General features: G+C 38.9%; 20 protein-coding genes and 1 rRNA gene. 10 read left to right on the forward strand and 11 right to left on the reverse strand.

What is annotated here, in order from left to right:
* Window positions 1–134 (forward strand): 23S ribosomal RNA (locus IQ236_RS12830); the annotation flags it as partial.
* 243 nt (window positions 135–377) lie between these two features.
* Here IQ236_RS12830 and patD read toward each other — a convergent pair.
* Window positions 378–740 (reverse strand): heterocyst frequency control protein PatD, encoded by a 363-nt coding sequence (patD, locus tag IQ236_RS12835; RefSeq protein ID WP_193869621.1) that lies wholly within the window; start codon window positions 738–740, stop codon window positions 378–380.
* 370 nt (window positions 741–1,110) lie between these two features.
* Between patD and IQ236_RS12840 the strand changes: the two genes are divergently transcribed.
* Entirely contained in the window at window positions 1,111–3,381 is a 2,271-nt protein-coding gene (locus tag IQ236_RS12840) for a RelA/SpoT family protein (RefSeq protein ID WP_193869622.1), read from the forward strand.
* 42 nt (window positions 3,382–3,423) lie between these two features.
* On the opposite strand, the gene IQ236_RS12845 is transcribed toward IQ236_RS12840, so the two are convergent.
* Complete coding sequence (locus tag IQ236_RS12845; protein ID WP_193869623.1) at window positions 3,424–3,888, reverse strand: MEKHLA domain-containing protein; 465 nt, start codon at window positions 3,886–3,888, stop codon at window positions 3,424–3,426.
* Between the two features lie 187 nt (window positions 3,889–4,075).
* Between IQ236_RS12845 and IQ236_RS12850 the strand changes: the two genes are divergently transcribed.
* The 4 genes from IQ236_RS12850 (at window position 4,076) to IQ236_RS12865 (ending at window position 7,676) form a co-directional block, all read left to right on the forward strand.
* On the forward strand, window positions 4,076–4,972 hold the full coding sequence (locus IQ236_RS12850; protein ID WP_193869624.1) for an alpha/beta fold hydrolase: 897 nt from the start codon (window positions 4,076–4,078) through the stop codon (window positions 4,970–4,972).
* A 183-nt stretch (window positions 4,973–5,155) separates the two neighbouring features.
* On the forward strand, window positions 5,156–5,611 hold the full coding sequence (locus IQ236_RS12855) for a DUF29 family protein (protein ID WP_193869625.1): 456 nt from the start codon (window positions 5,156–5,158) through the stop codon (window positions 5,609–5,611).
* A 127-nt stretch (window positions 5,612–5,738) separates the two neighbouring features.
* Complete coding sequence (locus IQ236_RS12860) at window positions 5,739–6,956, forward strand: glycosyltransferase (protein WP_193869626.1); 1,218 nt, start codon at window positions 5,739–5,741, stop codon at window positions 6,954–6,956.
* A gap of 18 nt (window positions 6,957–6,974) precedes the next feature.
* Window positions 6,975–7,676 carry a cyclase family protein gene (locus IQ236_RS12865; RefSeq protein ID WP_190524710.1) on the forward strand — a complete coding sequence of 234 codons (702 nt, stop codon included), beginning with the start codon at window positions 6,975–6,977 and terminating at the stop codon, window positions 7,674–7,676.
* Between the two features lie 98 nt (window positions 7,677–7,774).
* Here IQ236_RS12865 and IQ236_RS12870 read toward each other — a convergent pair whose 3' ends face one another.
* Window positions 7,775–8,320 carry an NADPH-dependent FMN reductase gene (locus IQ236_RS12870; RefSeq protein WP_193869627.1) on the reverse strand — a complete coding sequence of 182 codons (546 nt, stop codon included), beginning with the start codon at window positions 8,318–8,320 and terminating at the stop codon, window positions 7,775–7,777.
* 228 nt (window positions 8,321–8,548) lie between these two features.
* Between IQ236_RS12870 and ftsH the strand changes: the two genes are divergently transcribed.
* A complete protein-coding gene (gene ftsH / locus IQ236_RS12875; protein WP_407676152.1) occupies window positions 8,549–10,450 on the forward strand; it encodes an ATP-dependent zinc metalloprotease FtsH in 1,902 nt (633 codons plus the stop codon).
* 322 nt (window positions 10,451–10,772) lie between these two features.
* The gene (locus IQ236_RS12880) at window positions 10,773–11,150 is read left to right on the forward strand and encodes a hypothetical protein (RefSeq protein ID WP_193869629.1); all 378 of its coding nucleotides are present in this window, start codon (window positions 10,773–10,775) and stop codon (window positions 11,148–11,150) included.
* On the opposite strand, the gene IQ236_RS12885 is transcribed toward IQ236_RS12880, so the two are convergent.
* Window positions 11,147–13,204 carry an NAD(P)/FAD-dependent oxidoreductase gene (locus tag IQ236_RS12885; protein WP_193869630.1) on the reverse strand — a complete coding sequence of 686 codons (2,058 nt, stop codon included), beginning with the start codon at window positions 13,202–13,204 and terminating at the stop codon, window positions 11,147–11,149. The two genes, IQ236_RS12880 and IQ236_RS12885, sit on opposite strands and share 4 nt — an antisense overlap.
* A gap of 41 nt (window positions 13,205–13,245) precedes the next feature.
* Between IQ236_RS12885 and IQ236_RS12890 the strand changes: the two genes are divergently transcribed.
* Window positions 13,246–14,664 carry an aldehyde dehydrogenase gene (locus IQ236_RS12890; protein ID WP_228041598.1) on the forward strand — a complete coding sequence of 473 codons (1,419 nt, stop codon included), beginning with the start codon at window positions 13,246–13,248 and terminating at the stop codon, window positions 14,662–14,664.
* A gap of 91 nt (window positions 14,665–14,755) precedes the next feature.
* On the opposite strand, the gene IQ236_RS12895 is transcribed toward IQ236_RS12890, so the two are convergent.
* From IQ236_RS12895 to IQ236_RS12925, 7 genes are all read right to left on the reverse strand, one after another.
* Window positions 14,756–15,964: a 4-hydroxy-3-methylbut-2-enyl diphosphate reductase gene (locus tag IQ236_RS12895; RefSeq protein WP_193869632.1), complete on the reverse strand. Its 1,209-nt coding sequence runs from the start codon at window positions 15,962–15,964 to the stop codon at window positions 14,756–14,758.
* 42 nt (window positions 15,965–16,006) lie between these two features.
* The gene (locus tag IQ236_RS12900) at window positions 16,007–16,792 is read right to left on the reverse strand and encodes a lipoate--protein ligase family protein (RefSeq protein WP_193869633.1); all 786 of its coding nucleotides are present in this window, start codon (window positions 16,790–16,792) and stop codon (window positions 16,007–16,009) included.
* Window positions 16,761–17,237: a YbjN domain-containing protein gene (locus tag IQ236_RS12905; protein ID WP_193869634.1), complete on the reverse strand. Its 477-nt coding sequence runs from the start codon at window positions 17,235–17,237 to the stop codon at window positions 16,761–16,763. The genes IQ236_RS12900 and IQ236_RS12905 overlap by 32 nt, the downstream gene beginning before the upstream one ends.
* A 99-nt stretch (window positions 17,238–17,336) precedes the next feature.
* Window positions 17,337–18,398: a class I SAM-dependent methyltransferase gene (locus IQ236_RS12910; protein WP_193869635.1), complete on the reverse strand. Its 1,062-nt coding sequence runs from the start codon at window positions 18,396–18,398 to the stop codon at window positions 17,337–17,339.
* Between the two features lie 126 nt (window positions 18,399–18,524).
* Window positions 18,525–19,178 carry a hypothetical protein gene (locus IQ236_RS12915; protein ID WP_228041599.1) on the reverse strand — a complete coding sequence of 218 codons (654 nt, stop codon included), beginning with the start codon at window positions 19,176–19,178 and terminating at the stop codon, window positions 18,525–18,527.
* Window positions 19,179–19,340: 162 nt separating this feature from the next.
* A complete protein-coding gene (locus tag IQ236_RS12920; protein WP_193869637.1) occupies window positions 19,341–19,691 on the reverse strand; it encodes an antibiotic biosynthesis monooxygenase in 351 nt (116 codons plus the stop codon).
* An 82-nt stretch (window positions 19,692–19,773) separates the two neighbouring features.
* Window positions 19,774–19,938, reverse strand: a complete 165-nt coding sequence (locus tag IQ236_RS12925; protein WP_193869638.1) for a hypothetical protein — start codon at window positions 19,936–19,938, stop codon at window positions 19,774–19,776.
* 475 nt (window positions 19,939–20,413) lie between these two features.
* On the opposite strand from IQ236_RS12925, the gene IQ236_RS12930 reads away from it, so the two are divergent.
* Entirely contained in the window at window positions 20,414–21,568 is a 1,155-nt protein-coding gene (locus IQ236_RS12930; protein ID WP_193869639.1) for a DegT/DnrJ/EryC1/StrS family aminotransferase, read from the forward strand.
* Window positions 21,569–21,647: the final 79 nt, after the last annotated feature.

Below are 21,647 nucleotides of genomic sequence, written 5' to 3' on the forward strand. Positions count from 1 at the left end.
CCCACCTCAAGATGATTACTCTCATTGGCTTAACCAAGTAAGGTCACGGGCAGAACACCCGTTTATAGGTGTTAGGTCGAAGTCCAGCGATGGATGCAGCCGAGACACACTAACAGACCGAGGGCTTTACCTTATCTCTGACTCCAGTTTTCTCTGCAATCTTCAGTGTTCCTGATTTTGAATCAGAAAGTACCTACATTTAGTTTCTTTCTGAATGGGAATTTAAAATAAAAAAGTATTCCTATACTATTATTCTTACCATCTCCAAGTTTGTTATCATGACGGAGGTGGTTAATTTTTTTTACTTTTTGAACTTCCTCGTCGCATTGGTTAGAGCCGGGAACAGGGAAAAAGATTTCACTGTTTAGGTTTAAGTATCAAACATCTTTCAAAATGGCTTCACCATAACTCAACAGGAGATCGAGGCGATTTTGAATTTGGGTGAGGCGGGTGCGGAAGGTGGCAGATTGATGGGATGCTTGTAGAAATTTTAGATCCATTTCTAAGAGTCGCATCTGTTTATGAGTTTCCGTTAAATAGGATTGGATTTGAGACTCAACAGGGGGATCAAAATCACTCTCGTTGATCCCCATAATTTGGGTTTGAAAGGTGACTTTTGCCTGTTGAAAGGTCTGTTTTAAATCGGTAGAATCGAGAGGGGCTGAAATCAAGGTCGTGTGAAGCTGTTTCAAGGTATTTTGGAACTGATCGATCACTTGAGAGGTAGATTTTGATAACATATTGTTAAGAATTTTGTCTATATTATTAAATAATAGACAAGGATTCAGGCTTCATTCACTAGAGGTTTAGCAAAATCCGATCGCAGTACCCCCAAGACCAAATCCTGATTTTGAGGGAGATGAGCGGTTGATCCTAATCTTCAAACCTGCACTTGGGGGCAGGTTAAGCTGACCTTAAGAGAGTGCTATTGTTCTATCAAGCGCTGTTCACTTTTTAGAGTGAAGGGGCGGATAGTCGTCAATCAACTCCGTGAAACTTACTTGTTTCACAAGTTTTGGTTTTCTGTTTTCTTGTGGTATAAAAAAATACACAAATTTATCCCGCGCCGGATTGTCTTATCAGTATTATTACCCTATAGGTGTAACTATCATGAATACTCAAATCCTTGCTAAAACTGACCTTGACTATGAATGTAGCATTCCTGACTGGCTGCAACAGTGCATGGAGGTTTCTAGTTCTCTGGTCAAATCTGATACCCCGTCTTCTGCCAAGAATGATTTGATTGTGCGGGCTTTTCAATTTGCCTATCAACTGCACCAAGGACAGTATCGCAAATCAGGAGAACCCTATATTAATCATCCCATTGCCGTAGCAGGGTTGCTGCGGTATTTAGGAGGAGATTCTGCCATGGTGGCGGCGGGTTTTCTCCATGACATTATTGAAGATACGGAGGTGACTCCAGAAGAATTAGAACAGCATTTTGGGGCAGAAGTTCGCCATCTGGTCGAGGGTGTCACTAAGCTGTCTAAATTTAACTTTTCTAACACCACAGAACGGCAGGCTGAAAACTTCCGACGAATGTTTTTAGCCATGGCGAAAGATATTCGTGTGATTGTGGTGAAACTCGCTGACCGACTTCATAATATGCGAACGCTAGATTTTCTTCCTGAACATAAACAGCGCAGTATTGCGTTAGAAACTCGTGAAATTTTTGCTCCCTTAGCAAATCGTTTAGGGATTGGTCGGTTTAAATGGGAATTAGAAGATTTATCCTTTAAATATTTAGAGCCAGAAGCTTACCAAAATATTAAAGAATTAGTCTCTGATCGCCGTGTGATTCGAGAAGAAAAATTAGCCGAACTTGCCCAGGTTTTGCGCGATAGACTAGAGAATGGAGGAATTAAATGTTATGAAGTCACCGGACGCCCCAAACATTTATATGGCATTTATAAGAAAATGCACCAAAGACAGAAACAATTTCATGAAATTTATGATATTGCGGCGTTACGAGTGATCGTTGAAACCAACGAGGAATGTTATCGTACCTTAGCCATTGTCCATGACGCTTTTCGCCCTATTCCTGGACGCTTTAAAGATTATATTGGATTACCCAAACCTAATCGGTATCAGTCCCTACATACTGGGGTGATTGGTAATACGGGAAGACCTGTTGAGGTACAAATTCGGACAGTAGAAATGCACCATATTGCCGAATATGGAATTGCAGCCCATTGGAAGTACAAAGAAAAAGGGAATTCTAATGGGGGTCAAGTGACAGGAATGGATGACAAATTCACCTGGTTACGGCAATTATTAGAATGGCATAGTGATTTAAAAGATGCCAAAGAATATCTTGAAAGTGTTAAAAGTAATTTAGAATTTGATGACGTTTATGTGTTTACTCCCGAAGGAGATGTGATGGCATTAACTCATGGGGCGACCCCCGTTGATTTTGCCTATCGTATCCATAGTGAAGTGGGAAATCATTGTAAAGGAGCAAAAGTTAATGATCGAATCGTTCCCTTAGATACGCCTTTAAAAAATGGGGATATTGTGGAAATATTAACCCAGAAAAATATTCGCCCTAGTTTAGATTGGTTGAATTTTGTTAAAACCAGTGCGGCTAAAAACCGGATTCGTCAGTGGTATAAGCGATCGCATCGAGATGAAAATATTGCACGGGGACGGGAATTATTAGAAAAAGAAATGGGCAAAAATGGCTTTGAATCCTTGCTCAAATCTGAACCGATGCTTTCTGTTTCTAAGCGATGTAATTATCATAGTGTTGATGATTTATTAGCTGCCTTGGGTTATGGAGAAATCACTTTAAATTTAGTGGTGAATCGTTTACGAGATGTGGTGAAATCCCAAAGCCAAGTTCAAACAACTTCTCAAGAACTTACCACGACTTCTTTACAAGTTCCTAATTTTTCTCCTCCTTGTCCCCTTCCCTCTTCTTCTCCGAGTAATTCTCCGATTATGGGGGTTGAAGGTTTACTCTATCATATTGCTGGGTGTTGTAATCCTATTCCAGGGGAGCCGATTATCGGGGTTGTGACTCGAACAAAGGGGATTTCTATTCATCAGCAAGGATGTTCTAATACCGCAACGGTAGAAGGAGAACGGTTAGTTCCTGTGGGTTGGAATCCGAACTATCAAAGTGGCGGTCGTCCTCAAACCTATGCGGTGAATATTTCCATTGAAGTGTTAGATCGAGTGGGCGTTTTAAACGATATTTTATCCCGTTTGAAAGATAATAATATTAACGTTTGTAGCGCCCAAGTGAAGACTTTTCCTGATGCACCTGCGTTGATTGAATTAGGAATTGAAATTTGCGATCGCGAACAATTTGAACGGACTTGTACCCAGGTTAAAAATATTAGCGATGTGTTGACATTACGTCGAATTAATAGTAAATAAAACCGTCTTAAAAACCCGGTTTCTTGAAGAAACCGGGTTTTTTTATAAAAATGTATATTTAGAAAAAACAGCAGCTTGTCCGCAGCGTTGATTTTGTTCGTCTAAAACATTCCAGACTAAAACATCTTGAATAAAAAAACGTCTGCCACTACTTGAAATTCTCACCCCTTGATAATCTCTTAAAAATCCCTTAGCTTTGGTTTCAGCTAATAAATGATTTCGGGCTTCCTGTTCCATCGGTTCAGCCGTTTTTCGAGAGGGCATTTGGGTTAATTCTTCCCAGGTTAATTCCCAAAGTTCTAAGGCTTTTTGATTACCATAATTAAAAATGGGATCAGGTTCAATGCCATGAGACACTAACACAAAAGGCGCGTAAAATAATGCCTCTGCAATGGCTTCAAGTGTTCCTTGAACGTCTAACAAGGTTTCTCCTGTCCAATATTGATAACTCCTCAACAGGCGTTGAGTATGCAGAATAATCGTGTCTTGTTTCCAAGGTTCAATCATAGGATTTATAACGAGGTTCAGCTAAGGTTTTCTATCAAATTCAACTATTACAGAACTTACGCACAGGGGATAAAAAACCCGGTTTCTCCTGAAGGCTAAGAGCTATAAACTTAATTGTGGGTTCAGAAACCGGGTTTTTGCGTAAGTCCTATATTATAGAAACATAGCGTTTACAAATCTTCATAAAATGACGACAACGACTCCCGCCCAAACAACAACCTTGTTTGACTCCCTCACCTGGGTCTGGAAAGGACATCAAATTCACTACACCGTCGCAGGAAGTGGACAACCTTTAGTCCTGATTCATGGGTTTGGCGCATCTATTGGACATTGGCGTCAGAATATTCCTATTTTAGCCGAGGGAGGGTATCAAGTTTTTACCTTAGATTTATTAGGATTTGGTGCTTCTGCTAAACCCAACCTCGATTATAGTTTAGATTTATGGCAAGAATTACTAACGGATTTTTGGGCAGAAAAAATTCAGCAACCTGCCATTTTTATTGGGAATTCCATTGGCGCATTATTGAGTTTAATGATTGTTGCTCATCATCCTGAAATTTCCTCTGGTGCTGTTTTATTAAATTGTGCAGGAGGGTTAAATCATCGCCCCGAAGAATTAAATTTACCGTTGCGGATGGTGATGGGATTCTTTACAAAATTGGTCAGTCATCCGATAATAGGGCCGTTTGTGTTTAATCAAATTCGCCAAAAACATCGAATTCGCAATACATTAAAACAAGTTTATGGCAATAAAGCCGCCATTACCGATGAATTAGTTGAGTTATTATATGCTCCTTCTAATGATATTGGTGCTCAACAAGTTTTTGCCTCAATTTTAACGGCTCCTCCTGGCCCCCAGCCTTCGGAATTATTACCCAAAATTCAACATCCTTTATTAATTATTTGGGGAGAAGCTGACCCTTGGACACCGATTACAGGGGCAAAAATTTATCAAGATTTAGCCGATATTAATCCATCTGTTGAGTTTATTTCGATTCCGAATACTGGTCACTGTCCCCATGATGAACGTCCTGAACAAGTTAATACCATTATTTTGAATTGGTTAAACCAATGCAGCTTATGATGGTTTGATGTTTAGGATGGGCGAAAAAATCCTGTAGGGGTGGCTTCTTTTCTCACCTAGATAGCTAGAGGGTTTGAAAACCAAACCCCTACAATAAAATTTATATTAAAATCGATTGAAAATTGCTTTATATAGGTTACATTACACGATATAATTAATGACGAGTACCACTGGAAAAAGCCAATGGAAGAACTATTGACTCTCAAAGAACTTTTGCACCAAGGTAATATAACAGAAGCTCTGTTAGTTGTAGAAGAATTAGAAGAAATGAGCAAATCTGATAAACTGAATAAAATATTTAGTTATGGTATTATTTTGCTTCTACACCTGATTAAACAATCTGCCGAAAATCGCACAACTCGGTCTTGGAATCTTTCTATTCATAATTCGGTTAAGCAAATTCAACGCACTAATTCTCGCGGAAAAGCGAAAGGAACCTATATGAGTGAAGCTGAATTATTAGCTACCCTAGAAGATGCCTATGATTTAGCCTTAGAAAAAGCTGCAATTGAAGCTTTTGAAGGGAAATATGAATCAGAAGAATTAAGTCAATTTGTTCAACAGGAAGAAATTATCAAAAAAGCAATGGATTTAATTTTAGAAAAAAAATCAGTTAATAACTGCTCAAGTTCGTATTGAATAGAATAATAAGGGGATTCATTTTTTAATTGACTTAAAAAATAAAAAATAATCGCTTTTTTATGCTAATTTTTATTTTTTTTGTAAAGTTTGTCAAAATTATAAATAAATTCATCAATCAATTATTATGGGAATTGGAAACTACCAACGGCAAAAGTCATATTTTAATACCGATCAAATTTATAAACCCTTAGAAGAAATTTATGTAGATTTAGATAGCTGGACAAATGAGATTTTTGAGCCGGAATCAGAACGCTATGAAAACGTAAATTTCTCGATCATTTTGCCGCCTTTAATGTATGAAGATAAATTTATTAAAGGATTATATTTTAGTGAATCTGTTGATTTATTAAATAAAGTTTTACCTCAACTTTCTGATACATTCTTTTCAATTGCTGATTCTCGTTGGTGTTCCTATCCTTGGTCAAATACGGCGGATGCTTATTTTACCTTATATGATAATCCATCCCGTGAAACATGGTTTAGAAAAATCGACCCACAACGAGCAAATAAAATTTTAATTCCAGCTTCTCATTCTGATTTTATTCATGAATATTTAATTGCTCCTCAGCCTTTTACCGTTAAAGATATTGATGTTTTATGCGTATCTCGATTATCTCCTGTCAATAATCTCCCTATCATTGCTGAGGCGTTAAAGATTTACAAAAAAAAATATAATAAACTTTTAAAAACAATATTTATTGTAGAAGATGATTTTGATCCCAACTCTATTCATAAACTCAGTAGCGAAGCACAATTAGAATGGCAAAAAGTTAAAAATATTTTAGTGAATCCGTTAGATTATATCCAGATTATTTCTCAGGTTGACTATTATCAAGAAAGACCGCTTTATTATTCTCGCTCTAAAATTTGCCTTATAGGTTCTCTTTTAGATGGAAAAAATAGCAGTCTTGCGGAAGCGATGAGTTGTAATACTCCGGTGATTTGTTTTCAAGCCTTTAATCAATATGCTAGAGGTCAAGCTCAAATTTTTCCTCAAGGTTCAGGGTTATTATCAGAATTTGATGCTGAATTTTTAGCCGATACATTACATACAGCTTTAGATAATTTAACAACGTTTAAACCTCGGCTGAATTATTTAAAATATCAAGGACGAAAACAATTTTTTAATACTTGTTTAGATTACTTTTACCATCATTCTAGCACGATTCCTGATTATGAGCAAGGACAAGCTTATCATAATTTATGGTTAGATTTAGCGATTCAACACAATTATCAAATTAGTCTCCATGATTTTTTGTACGGACGTTCACCGCGATCGCAAATTCAAGGATTAGTTAATATTTATAAAACCATTAACCAATGGATTAAAATTCAATCCTAAAAATCAGTCATTAGAATCATGAAAACGATTAACTATAGTAGAATTATTGATTTAAGCCATAAGATTCATCCGAATATTCCATTATGGCCTGGTGATCCTGCTGTTGAGTTTAAAACGGTGGCAGATTTTTCAACATCAGGTTATTATTTAAGACAGTTTTCGATGGGAGAACATAGCGGGACTCATCTCAATTCCCCTCAAAGTTTTTATCAAGGCGGAATGGGAGTGGATCACTATTCTCCTGAGTCTTGTATTCTTCCCGCAGTAGTGATTGATATTCGGGAAAAATCTATGCTAAATCCTGATTCAATTTTAACTGTAAACGATATTGAAAGATGGGAGAGTCAGCATCATCTGATTCCCGAAAATAGTCTGGTTTTACTCTATACTGGATGGCAAGAAAAATGGCATGATCCGGTTGATTTTTTAAATCTTGATGAACAGGGTAAACCCCACTTTCCAGGGTTTGGAGATGAAGCGATTCAATTTTTAACTCAACAGCGAAAGATTGGGGGAGTTGGGATTGATACTCATGGCGTTGACCCGGGTTTTGATGATAGTTTTAAAACGAATAAACTAATTTTAAAACACAACGGTTTCGTGTTAGAAAATTTGACGAACCTGGATCAACTTCCCCCCACAGGGATTACTTTAATCCTAGGAATTATAAAACTTACAGGTGGTTCTGGATCACCTGTTTCTGTGTTAGCTTTAATTTAAACTTCCGTGATAGTGCCTTTTTTTAACTATTAATTAGGAAAAAAATCCCCCTTTTCTTGCCAATAAAAGGGAGAGGGTAGGAAAATTCACTGAGCTTATTAAGCAACTTTGCGAATTTTTTGGGTACTTTTGACTAAACTTTGAGCGAATTCATCAAACCGTTGGGAGAGCTTTTCATCGATGACTTTCCCGTCAGAATTAAAGGCTTTCCAGGCTTGTCCAATCGCAACTTGTTCAGGAATTACCCACGCATGAACCCACCGCATAATCACTCGTAAATCATTGAGTGCATTGCTATTGGATTGACCCCCTAATACACTAATTAAACCGACAACTTTATCTTCTAACTGTTCAAAACTCATCAAATCTAAGGCATTTTTTAACACACCACTGACACTACCATGATATTCAGGTGTTGCTAAAATTAAACCGTCTGCCTGTTTAACGGTTTCTTGCAGTTTTTCCACATCAGGATAGTCGGGATAGTGATCTTCACCGTTGCAAAAGGGGAGATTCAGCGATCGCAAATCCAATATTTCTACCTCTACACCCAACATTTCGACTCGTTTCGCCACTTCCATCAGAGCTTGATAGCTATGGGAACCCGGACGCAAACTACCTGCGAGTCCTACGATTTTAACCATAATGGGGATCTCCTGATTTTATAATGTACTCATAACGACTTCGTTTAATTAAACGATAGCATAGCTAAATCAAAACGGGTACAGAAACTCAGTTTCTTCAGTCGTCAACCGCTCATCCCAACGTCTGAGCGTTAAACTAGATTTACCCCCACTTCTGTTAAAAGTTGGGAACATAGCAACAGGAAAAGGTAGAGTTATTTTATGAAGAGGTCTTGGATCAAAGCCTGGATGGGATGGCCAGATGCCAAACAGATCGTCCCCCAAAAAACCATCATCGCCAAACGACTAGGGCGAATTTTAGGTAGTTGGATGATGGCTCAGGGTCTACTCTTGGGGACTCCAGCATTTGCCAATAACACCCCAAAAACCCTAACCTATAGTCAACTGTTGCAGAAAATTGAGGCTGGGGAAGTCCAAAAAATTGAAGAAGATCCCTCGCGGCAAATGGCGAAAGTCACCTTGAAGGGAGACAAAGATAAAAAGCCATCGTCGGTGTATTGGGTTTCTCTGTTTGAACAAAACCCGGAATTAATGCAGGAAATTCGGGCGAATAATGTTGAGTATGAAGTTAGCCCTACGGCCGATAATAGTGCGGCGATGGGGTTAATTATCAATATGCTGATTATTTTTGGCGTATTGGCATTTCTATTAATGATTCTGCGACGGTCTACCCAAGCATCGGGCCAAGCGATGAACTTTGGCAAATCCAGGGCGAGATTCCAAATGGAAGCCAAAACGGGGATATTATTTGAGGATGTCGCCGGAATTGAGGAAGCCAAGGAAGAATTGCAAGAAGTCGTCACCTTCCTGAAGCAACCGGAACGCTTTACAGCCATTGGCGCTAAAATTCCCAGAGGGGTCTTATTAATTGGGCCACCGGGAACCGGAAAAACCTTATTAGCTAAAGCCATTGCGGGAGAAGCCGGAGTACCCTTTTTCAGCATCTCTGGGTCAGAATTTGTGGAGATGTTCGTGGGGGTTGGTGCTTCACGGGTGAGGGATTTATTTAGAAAAGCCAAGGAAAATGCCCCTTGTTTAATTTTTATTGATGAAATTGATGCCGTCGGACGTCAACGGGGCGCTGGAATTGGGGGGGGAAATGATGAACGCGAACAAACCCTAAACCAATTATTAACAGAAATGGATGGGTTTGAAGGTAATACAGGAATTATTGTCATTGCTGCTACCAACCGTCCTGATGTTTTAGATGCAGCCTTATTGCGTCCGGGTCGGTTTGATCGACAGGTGATGGTCGATTTACCCAGTTTTAATGGTCGTTTAGGAATTCTTAAAGTTCACGCTCGCAATAAGAAGTTATCCGAGGAGGTTTCTTTAGATGCGATCGCTCGTCGTACCCCTGGATTATCCGGTGCAGATTTAGCAAATTTACTCAATGAAGCGGCAATTTTAACCGCCCGACGACGCAAAGAAGCAATTACTGCTTTAGAAATTGATGATGCCATTGATCGGATTACCATTGGGTTAGCATTAACGCCGTTATTAGATAGTAAGAAAAAGCGTTTGATTGCCTATCATGAAATCGGACACGCTTTATTAATGACATTGTTGAAGAATTCCGATCCCTTAAATAAAGTTACTATTATCCCGCGTTCGGGAGGGATTGGGGGTTTTGCTCAACAAATGTTTAATGAAGAAATGGTCGATAGTGGGCTATATACAAAAGCCTGGTTAATTGATCGGATTACCATTTGTTTGGGAGGACGAGCCGCTGAAATGGAAGTTTTTGGGGATGCGGAAGTTACCAATGGCGCAACGAGCGATATTCAAACGGTGACGAATTTAGCACGGGAAATGATCACCCATTATGGAATGTCTGATTTAGGGTTAGTGGCGTTAGAAAGTCCATCGGGAGAGGTGTTTTTAGGGCGAGGATTTCCCTCTCAATCAGAATATTCTGAAGAAGTCGCTACCCAAATTGATCACTTGATTCGATCACTGGCATTTCAATGTTATGAACAAGCACGAGAAATTGTTCGGGAACACCGAATATTAATTGATCAATTGGTGGAATTATTGTTAGAAGTAGAAACCTTAGATGGTGAGCAATTCCGACAACTGGTTGCCGAAAAAACTCCCCTTCCAGAGCATCAGTTAGCAACCAGAAGTTAAGCTCAAAAAAAGCGATCGCCTCTAAAAAAATCAGCAAGCGATCGCTACTTTAAGTCATGGATTAACAAAAGGTTAAACTCGCGCTAATTAATATTAAAGTGCGATCGCTAATTTCCCGATCTTCCGTACTCAATTGAAAACTTCTATCAGTACGGAAGATCTGAACTGAACTTTTCCATCCTTTTTTTAGGGAATCTCTATCCCCAAACAGACGAGTAGAAACCTGAAATCCTGAACTTATCCCTATCGACAAACGAGGAAGTTATAGAACAAGCTAGGAACAAAGGTACTTCTACAAGAATTTTAGATTGGAGGATAACTCATGCTGATTCCCATCCCTTTAACCCCCTCATCAACGGCACAAAACCCTTGGGAACAGGATCTTAAACGCCATCTAAGATCGCATCCTTTACCCACCTCTACGGGTTACACGTCTCCAGGGACAAACTATTACTCATTGCTTAAGAAAAAATATCGAAATTGTATCTTTAGCAGTCAACCTCAACCTGAAGAATTAGAAGTTTATTTAGGCTGGAAAACCAGTGATGTGATTTCAGAAATGCGGGATTTAGGGTATAACGTTAGCCTGAATATCCCCCAAAGTATAATCTCTTTTGATCTCGGTTTTGGACGTTTAAACTTCCATTTTGAACCAGAGAAATCTACTATTGATTCCGTCGAGTTTCACCCCGAAATTTAAGAAACCCTGAGTTTTAATGTTGTGAAATGGGGAGCTTGGGGTTTCCCCATCCCGTCAGTTAAAGCATAACTGGTTGTTAATAACCACATCCAAAGTTTAGGATATCGGGGTTCTAACCAAGGTTGAATTTGACGAATGAAACGGGGAAGCCAACCGAAAAGAAAACTCACCACAGACAACACCATAAATTGCATAAAATTCTTTGTCCAGCGCACTACTTCCCCAAAGTTTACAAAGTCTAAAATCCACACTAATAATAAAGGATTCATGCGGGCAGCTTTTAAGGCTAACCGGGTAAATATCCACCAAGTTGTCCGATCTTTAATAAAGGTTTCTGCAATATCTTGGGGTTCGGTTGCTAAAATTCCAAAAAAAGTATTTAAAATTGAGTTAATTTTTTCTGGGGGTAAATATTTGCCTGTGGGAACCATCATTCCTTTAGAAAATAACCACGTTACAGAAACATTAGTTTGATAAGCTCGAATTTTATCTAACCAATCTGCGGTTAATAAATTATGTTTTAAAGCCGTATTTAATAAATCGGTTAATCGAGATAAATTTCGGACTAAAGATCCAAACCCGGTAAAGACTAATGGAGATTGTAAAGAAGCAGCATCTCCGATTAAAATTAATCGATCAAAACTAACTTTGCGATCGCGACTTCCATTACTAAAATGCCCTGGAATATAACCAAAAGTGGGTTTTTTCCAAACTAATTTATCCAGATCACATCGACGATATTCGGGTAAAATAGTAAAAAAGTCTTCATACATTTCTAATAGGGAACCAGGGTTTTTAGGGTTGACTTGATGATAGTGAAATAGATAAAAGGTTAATTCATTTCCCGCCCCAGGAAACAGTTCCCAAATTAACTGTCTTCCCCGTGAAATATCCCCATGAGTATTTAAAACATCTCCTAATGTAGCATCCCAAACCCCCGGTTCAAACCCGCCATCAATTACCGCCCCAACGGTCGGACAAACACTATCAAACGCCCGTCCTCCGTTTAATTGCCAAGCAATGGGAGAAGCCGTTCCCATCGCATCGACTAATAACCGTCCGGTGGCAATTCGTTCTGTTTGGGTGGGAAGATGGAGAGATTGAATATTAACTAAATTCGGATGAATATCGGCTTTTAAAAATTCTGTTTCATCCCATATTTCTCCTCCTGCTTGTTTAAGTTTCTCCCCAGATAATTTCAGTAATATATCTGCATTTAAAGCCACATTTAAGACCGTTGGGGTATGAAGAATTTTAGCTTTAGCAAATTCAGGATTATAGGCATCAAAAAATTTATGAAATCCGTCTTTATATTCTCTAGCAATAAAACTTTCAATTTCAGTTGGGGTAAATAATCCTAAATCAATTAAACTTTTTAATTCGCTCCGAGAAATATTCCATTCTCGGTTCATGCGACCAAAAGGCAACCGTTCAATTAATAATACTTTATAGCCTAATCTTGCCATGACTGCGGCATGAATGACTCCTAAAGCACCCCCGATATAAATTAAGTCATAATTGGGAGATTCCGACGGTTGTGAAGTATCGGTTTTAAAAATAACTTGTTTTGGCGTTTGGGGATTTCTCACGCCTTCTCGCCAACGTTTTTCCCACCAATAAACCCGTTGCAGATCAAATTCTCCATTGGGCATTTTTTGGAAGTATTTAACTGTTAAAGGATAATCTTTTTCTAAGGCTTCAAAAATGGATTGTTGGGATAAATTAATCTCTGGAGGTTCAGGATATTGATAAGGAAATGTGATTCTAAGTTCAGTTTCTAAACGCTTTAAAAACTTCTGTTCCTGCGCTTTGGGAGGTTCACCCACTCGAAAGACTTTTAAATAAGTTGTTCGTTGAACTGACCACACAAAGGTTGAAAGTTCACTCAATTTCGGTGTATTTTGATCAAGCTGAGAAAATCGCAACCGAAACCCATCGGGAGTCATAATTTTTTCTCCCATTTCTGCTTTAAAATTTTGTTGCAACCAAGTACAAACCTGTTGAGTATCGGGAGTGGGAACTTCAAGATATAAAATTTCTTTTAGGTTTGCCATTCTCAGCTTGACCTCAGTTGCAATAAATCTACTAGATCAAGTTGTACCATAAAAGGGGATCAGGAAAATTTGGAGAGGTAAAAATGACTGAAAAAACTGCTATTCAACGTTTAATCGAGCAACAACGGGACTTTTTTGCGACGGGACAAACCCAGGATATCGAGTTTCGTCTCGAACAACTTTATCGGTTAAAACAAGCGATCGCAGACCATGAAACGGCTATTATTAAGGCAGTCAAAGCGGATTTAGGCCGTCCTGATCTGGAAGCTTATTTTGAACTCGCTCCCGTTGCTGAAATTAATTATGCCATTAAACATCTCAAATCTTGGGTTAAACCGCAAAAAGTTACCCCCTCTTTAAGTCAATTTCCTGCTTCAACCTGGATTTATCCTCAACCGTTAGGAGTTGTATTAATTATAGCTCCTTGGAATTATCCTTTTCAACTGCTTATTTCTCCTTTGGTTGGAGCGATCGCGGCTGGCAATTGTGCGATTTTAAAACCCTCAGAAATTAGTCAAAATACGTCTAAAATTATTAGTGAGATTATTAATAAAAATTTTGATTCTGAATATATTACTGTCGTTGAAGGCGGGGTGGAAACCAGTCAAGAGTTATTAGCTGAAAAGTTTGATCATATTTTCTTTACTGGAGGGGCAAAAGTAGGAAAAATTGTGATGGAATCAGCCGCTAAATATTTAACTCCTGTAACCTTAGAGTTAGGTGGAAAAAGCCCTTGTATTGTGGATGAAGATATTCAATTAGAATATACAGCAAAACGGATTGTTTGGGGAAAATTTGTGAATGCTGGTCAAACTTGTATCGCCCCAGATTATCTGCTGGTTGATTCTCGGATTAAATCAGAATTAATCACAGCAATGCAACAGTCAATCCAAACTTTTTTTGGAGAAAATCCTGCTACTAGCCCTGATTATGCTCGAATCATTAACCCGTTTCATTTTAACCGATTACAGGAATTATTAAAAGCAGGTAAAATCATTACAGGCGGTGAAAGTAACCCGGAAACTCGATATATTTCTCCCACGATTATTGATCAAGTCTCTTGGAATGATCCAGTGATGCAAGAGGAAATTTTTGGGCCGATTTTACCGATTTTGGAGTATGATGATTTAGGAGATGCGATCGCTCAAATTAACAGCCGTCCCAAACCCTTAGCATTATATTTATTTTCTCAAAATAAAGACAAACAAAACCGCATCTTACAAGAAACTTCATCAGGAACTCTGTGTTTAAATGACACGTTATTACAGTTTAGTAGTAAAACGTTGCCCTTTGGAGGAGTAGGACAGAGTGGGATGGGAAGTTCTCACGGAAAAGCTACGTTTGATCGATTTTCCCATTATCGCAGTGTGTTAAAACAAACCTTTTTATTCGATTTACCTTTACGTTATGCACCTTATAAAGGAAAAGAATGGTTAATGAAAAAATTATTATTAATGTAATCGAAACTATGGTCTAGTAGAGACGCGCCATGGCGCGTCTCTACGGGATACGAATGCGTAGCAAACATTTAAGAATTACTATTGTTAAGGTTTAACCCTGAACACTAGAAAGTTGTTGGGCAAAAATCTTTTCAATGACTTCTTCAACGACTTTATCAGGAGTAGACGCACCGGAAGTAATTCCGACTAAAATTTCACCATCAGGAAACCAATTCTCTTGAATTTCTAAAGGCTTTCCTAACGGTTTATGTTCAATACGATTATCATTTAAAATGCGTTCTGAACAATCAATATGATAGGAAGGAATTCCTTTTTCGACAGACATTTCTTGTAAATGGGTCGTATTAGAAGAATTAAATCCACCGATAACCACCATTAAATCCAAGGGGTCATCTAATATACCAATCATGGCATCTTGGCGTTCTTGGGTTGCATCACAAATGGTATTAAAACTTTGGAAATGTTGATTTAAGTTATCGGGGCCATATTTTTTCATCATCGTATGTTCTAAAAGTTTTCCGATTTGTTCGGTTTCACTTTTTAACATTGTTGTTTGGTTAGCAATACCAATTTGGACTAAATCTTGGTCGGGATCAAAACCTTCGGAACAAGCACGACTAAATTTTGCTAAAAACTCCTCACGGTTGCCCCCATTCAGAATATAATTCGAGACATATTCTGCTTCTTTATAATTCAAAACAATTAAATATTTATCTGCAAAAGAACTGGTAGCGACGGTTTCTTCATGGCTATATTTTCCATGAATAATTGAGGTGTAATCTCTCTTTTTATGTTTCTCAACGGTATTCCAAACTTTAGAAACCCAAGGACAAGTTGTATCGACAATTTTACAGCCTTTTTCATTCAAGATTTGCATTTCTTGAACACTCGCCCCAAAAGCAGGTAATATCACCACATCTCCAGAATTGACAACTGAAAAATCCTTATTCCCATTTTCTACCGGAATAAACTCAACTTTCATATCCTGTAAATGTTGATTTACAGAAGGATTATGAATAATTTCATTGGTAATCCAAATATTTTCGGTGGGGAAATGTTGGCGAGTTTCATAGGCCATTGCCACAGCCCGTTCTACACCCCAACAAAACCCAAAAGATTGAGCCATTTTAATGGTAACATTACCCCGTTTAATAATATAGTTATTGTCTCGAATTTCTTGAATTAAAGAACTTTGATAAGCAGATTGCATGACAGTCGCCACTTCTTCTTCATGACCAAAGCCCTTACGATGATAGCTTTCTGACTGTTGCAATGAACGTCTAAATGCTTTTGTATCCATCTTTTTTTATCTTTAACTCAGATGCGTTTGTTATTCATAATTTTAAACTACCTGGGGGCTAACTTTCCAAGCGGTTGAATACTGCTGTACAATTGTCTCTAATTCCGTATCCGAAAGGGGCTCTATTACCCATTCCACCCCAAAACAACGACTAGCCGCCATCGCCAAAGCTTCGATAACCGTTGGAATTAAGCTATCTGGTGAAGCGACTGAGGTTAAAGTGGGTGTAGGCATTTCCAAACCAAACACCTGACGAAATAATTCTGCATCAGGGGTTAACCGGATTGACCCATGTTGTAAAATGGTTCCATTCCCCCTCAGTTGGGCGCTCCCAATTAATTTGGTGCCATCAGATAAGACTAAATCGGCGCTGGTAGGGGTAGCAAAACAGTTCGGGTTGTGAATATATCCTCGTCCCCCGCAACCATAGTGTAGTTCAACACCGAGTGATCGCCATCCTTCAATTAAAAATTGGCATAATATTTGATAGGCAGCCTTGTGATTGTCGGTTAATCCAGAGGTAATCACCCCATAGGTTAAATCCCCTTGATGTAAAACAGCCCTACCTCCCGTTGGACGTCTGACTAAGGGTAACGGTTGATTTTCCCAGGTTAATTGTTGCCAATGTTGCGGCCAATTTTTTTGATGATAGCCTAAAGAAATCGTTGCCGTTTCCCAAAGATAAAACCGCAAAGTCGAGGGATGTTGACCTTTTTGATGTTGGTGAAACAACCAATGGTCAATTGCCATTTGCAGATGTCCCGATGCCTTGAAAACGGGAATTAAACGCCAAACTTTAGAGTCCGAATTCTGCTTGTAATTGATCATCGTTATTATCAGCAATAGTCGCTACAATCGTAATAATCCGAGAGATTTCACTCGCCGAAATATCCGCTAATGTTCGACTGGATAAAACCACAACTTGATCATTAACAATAGCAAAATGGGATTCTAAAGTTGATAACCAGTTCATTTCTAATAATCTTCGCATTAACGAGTTTTCATTTTTCACCGGGAATTTCAGTACAGAAGCCCAAACGGTGAGGGTGTCTTCATCGGTTTCTCCGGTGAGTTGGACAAACACTTCGACGCTACCATATTCAAACTGCCAAACCTTACCTGCTTCGGAGGTTGCCACCATCACCTTTTGGTCTTCAGCTAACCCAGCGAGAACCGCTTCAATTTCCTCTGACGGTTTGACGGTGGCCATGGCATCTTCAATCAGTTCGTCGTTCGTTTCAGTGGTTAATGGGGCTTGTTCTGTACTTGTCATAATACTGTTACTCGCGTTTAGTTGAATTGTATCGTAATTAGCCCTCCCCTTGCTAAGGAGAGGGTTAGGGGAAGTCACAAGGGTTGTATAACCCAAGCTTTAAACCGGTTTATGGGCAATCCAATATTTACTGGCAAAATGGTTTTGAGTGGTAATATTTTGGAATCCTGCCTTTTCTAATCGTTCTACTAAATCATCCCTAATATAATGATTATAATAGGGTTCATGCAAGGTTTTAGGAAAGTTTTCCATGAGGGGTGTCAAATCGGGGTAATCCGAAATTTGCATGGAATCACAAATAATAAAAATCCCGGCAGGTTTGATTACTCGAAAGCATTCATTAATTACCTTTTGGCGAACATTAGCGGGTAATTCATGGAATAAAAAAACGGAGGTAACGCCATGAAAGAAATGATCGGGAAAGGGTAACTCTTCAGCATTGGCTTGAATCAGTTGGGGCAATTCTTGGGGAATTTCCGATAAAAGTTGATTGGCTTTTCGTAAATAAGCCGGAGATAAATCCACACCAAATAAGGACGCTTTGGGTAACATCGCCCGAATATTTTTTAGGGTTCGACCTGTTCCACAGGCAACATCTAACACCCGAATTTGTTTTTCAGGAATATCATTAAATGCCTTTAACCCTGTTTTTAAAGGGGCAAGAACCCGACGACGCATGGGATCTGCACCCCCATAAAATAAAATTTCAACCTGCAAATCGTATAAATTTGCGGACATCTCACTCAAATATCCATCGGTTTGATGATGGAAATTCTGCACATAATAACTCGGATATCCGTCTGTATCAATATTAGCAGAAAAATCTTGATGTTGTTTTTGATTTGCCCGTTTTCTGCGTTCAGGTAGCTCTAATAAAATGCTCGGATAGTAATGAAAGAAATCCTCCCAGGGATTATCAAATAAAATAGAAACGGGATACACCCCTTTTTCGGCATCTTTCCAGTCTGTTTCCAGGATTTCATTCAATAACTGTTGAATTTTTAACAAAATTTCAGGACTCAGGGGTTCGGTTTTACGCTCAGGAGAAATGGGATTAATCCAGTTCAGCAATTGCTGGGTTAGGGTGCTATGAGCAACACTAAAATAGCTTTTTCCCTGCTGAAATGCTTGGTAGGTTAATTTAGTGAGTGGGTCAGTCATGGACAAAGATGAGATAGATGTAACGGGTTTTTAGGTCTTATTAATTATTGTAATATTTTGTTTAAAAATTGCAACTTGGGGTTGAGATTGGTTCTCGGATTAGATTAAATTACAGGCGATCGCTAATTAAATATTAGAGCAATCATTCTGAATTTGCTGTAAAATTTGATAGAATTTTTGAGCATGAATCCATCCCACATAACCCGCAAAACAACAATTTCCTGAAGGATCTAGGACAAAGACATGATCAACCCCTGCCAAGTTTTTCCAAACATTAACCTTTATTTTATTTTTTAGGATAATATAAGAAGTAGAAAATTGAACATCTTGAGGGTTAGCTGGGGTCATCCCTGGAATATTTTTTAAACGATTAATAATTCCTAAAAGTTCTTTTTGAGTTTGATCAGGATTATTTGTGATGGGATCAGGATTAATATTGAGTTCAATTTCAGCAACGGTATATTCACCAGAACCAAGAATCACACCGCCATTTTGATTGTAAGTTCCGCGTAATTTTCCATCAATATAAAGTTCAAAACGTCCACACCAATCTTGATTAAATAACCCTCTCTGAATTCGTTCTATAAGCGGATAGGTCTTAATCATCAAGTTTAATAAATTAACTCCTTCTTGTAACGCAGAAGAAATATTAGTTTTTGTCCCCGTTACCAAGGAAAAATAATGTTCATTCACCCGAATATAAGCTTCATCTCGACCTTCAATTAAGCGAACTTCGATTGAACTGGTATTCAAAGCCGAAAGTTTAATTATAGATTCCATCATTCACCTCAATCTTAGGGTGTGTAAGGGCAATGCAGGCTATTAATAAGGTATTATACAATCAATAAATCCCATCTTTAATTTTAAAAACCCGCAGGCGCGGGTTTGGTGTGTGTTACCACAGATTTTAATCGGTTTAAAAAGTCGAAACCGATCAAAATTTTATCGTAGTAACGCTTCTGCAAGTTGCTCTAAACGAATAGCACTGCTCACTTCATAAAACGATGTCGTGGGTGCTTTGATAAATAAAGTCGCCATTTCATTCATAATAGCTTGATAGGCTTCTGTTTGATTATCAGAGACATCCATATCGCCAATATCTTCCCAAAAAATAATGGCAATTCCCTTATCGGTTCCCGGCTCTTGAAGTAAGTAAGCCCCTTGAAAGCCTTGTTTATAAGTTGCTACGGCTTTTTCAAATAATGTTTGAGCTTCTTTAAATTTACCCGGTTTGAATTCACCGATAGCAACGTAGGCAACTTTTCGTCTTAGAAAATCCTGAAATTCAGACATAAGTTAAGGGATGTAATAAACGATAATTTTTCCAGAGATTCTATGTCTGGTGTTTCGGCCTGTTGATGAAGGGACTCAGGTTTCACTCTTGACCATCACCGGAAACCGGAGAAAATAGGCTAAGGGGAACTAAAAAATTTTGACGACTGTTCCCGACCTCACAGGCTGAGTCAAATAGCAAATTGTTCAGGCTGTATTCTTCGGGGAAAGAGGATAACAAATGGTATTTTTTTGGTAAAATAGTCACTTGAAATCCAGTCTTATACAAAAAAAATCAATAGAAAGCCCCTCTATTTCCCAAAAGTGAACCAAAAATGAGGTACTCTCCGACAGGAAGAATTGATCACCTTTGCACGCTCTTGGGATGCAGATTCAACCTTTAACAATTTTACCAGTTTAATCCCCAAAAATTATAGAAAATAATTAAGAAGTTAAAATCAAAATCCTTTCATCTTCAAGCTCTAAGGGCAAAGACAATAGGGCTACAGAAATCCCCAATTACAGATTTTTGCCAACCCCTAACCCAGAACTCCTAACGGAAGCCGAGTTTGGAGACTTGCTATCAACAGTGGCTCCTGTTATTCTCAACATTGCCCAGCAGAAACAGCAATTGCGATCGCAATGAGTCCTCATGAAAGCACCAAATCGGTAAAATCTAAGGAAATCAAAAAACGTTCCTTAGAAAGCAAACTAACTTTAAATTTTACTTGGTGGTGTGAAACGTGAATACAGTCCCTCCCCTTGATCTCAGCCAACAGTACAAATTAATTCAGGATGAAGTCAGCCAAGCGGTGCAAGCGGTCTTGGCTTCGGGTCGTTATATTGGAGGTGCAATCGTCGAAGCCTTTGAGCAGGAGTTTGGGCAATATATTGGAGTCCGAGAAACCATTGCTTGCAACTCAGGAACCGATGCTTTATTTTTGGCTTTACGCGCTTTCAATATTGGGCCAGGGGATGAAGTCATTACCACGCCGTTTACCTTTATCGCCACAGCAGAAATGATTAGTGCGGTGGGGGCAACTCCTGTGTTTGTTGATATTGATCCCCAAACCTTTAATCTCGATCTCGAACAAATCCCCAAGGCCATTACTGAAAAAACTAAGGCCATTATTCCGGTGCATTTATTTGGTCAACCTGTCAATATGACTCGGTTAATGGCGATCGCCCAATCCTATCATTTAGCAGTCATTGAAGACTGTGCTCAAGCAACGGGAGCCACTTGGCAAGGGCAAAAGGTCGGCAGTATCGGACATATTGGCTGTTTTAGTTTCTTCCCGACTAAAAATTTAGGAGCTTGCGGAGATGGGGGGGCTGTCACGACCCAAGATCCAACTTTGGCTCAGTCCATGAGAATTATTAAAGAACACGGTCAAGCCAGCCGCTATCGTTCAGAAACCATCGGGATTAATAGCCGTTTGGATGCGTTGCAAGCTGCTATTTTACGCATCAAACTGCCCTATCTCGACACTTGGAACCAACAACGGCAAACAATGGCCCAACGATATCACCAATTTCTCTATCCTCTTGCTGAAATTATCACACCCCAGGAAATTGCTGGGGGCCAGAGTGTGTGGAACCAATACACCATCCGGGTTCTATCAACTTCTGAGCGATTAAATTCTGATCTCAAATTCCGAGATTACCTGCGAAATTATCTCCAGGAAAAGGGAATTGGTTCTATGGTTTACTATCCTATCCCCCTCCATCAGCAACCCGTTTATCAGAATTTAGGATATCAACCCCATCAACTGCCTAGTGTTGAAGCCGTTTGTCAGGAAGTCTTATCTTTACCGTTGTTCCCGGAATTGTCCCCAAACCAACAACAGCAAGTGATTGATGCCCTGAAAGAAGGATTAGTTCAAACGCAACAACAGTAGAGATGTCTTATAAAGCGTCTCTACCGTTGCAATTTTTGTATACTGTATGTAATGAAACGATAAAAAATTTCACAAATCT

It is taken from the genome of Planktothrix mougeotii LEGE 06226, from assembly GCF_015207485.1.
In the GTDB taxonomy this organism is placed as follows: Bacteria; Cyanobacteriota; Cyanobacteriia; order Cyanobacteriales; family Microcoleaceae; genus Planktothrix.